Raw genomic sequence first — 440 nt, forward strand, 5'->3', positions numbered from 1 at the left:
CTCCCGATCGGTACGTCGCCCCCTCCGGCGTTCCGATTCTGCCATGGCCCCGCAAGAGGGGCAGCCCGCTCGACGCCCTCCGCCGTCTCCATGCAGAAGATCCCGCCCCCTGTGGGGACGGGATCCTGATTGTGGAGCTAAGGAGCATTGAACTCCTGACCTCCTGCATGCCATGCAGGCGCTCTACCAACTGAGCTATAGCCCCGCTGTCCGCTGTGTTTCTCTGCGTTTCCGCGCTGCGAACAAGATGAACTTTAGCCTGCGACCGGCCGGAAAGCGAAATCCGGCCCGGGCCGCCCGAGGGCGGCCCGCGAACACCCTCCCGCCGAACGCCGGGCAGGCCCTAGTCGTCGTCGCCGAGCACCGGCTCCGGGAGTGTGCCGGCGTTGTGCGCCAGCAGCCGCCAGCCGCGCGCGCCCTCCCCGAGGACGGACCAGCAG

1 tRNA gene is annotated in these 440 nt (G+C 68.9%); it reads right to left on the minus strand.

The window, feature by feature from the left end:
* Positions 1-132 precede the first annotated feature (132 nt).
* Positions 133-205 (minus strand) — tRNA-Ala (locus BCY78_RS24340).
* Between the last annotated feature and the right edge of the window lie 235 nt (positions 206-440).

This window comes from Pararhodobacter sp. CCB-MM2 (assembly GCF_001691415.1).
Classification (GTDB): Bacteria; Pseudomonadota; Alphaproteobacteria; order Rhodobacterales; family Rhodobacteraceae; genus Pararhodobacter.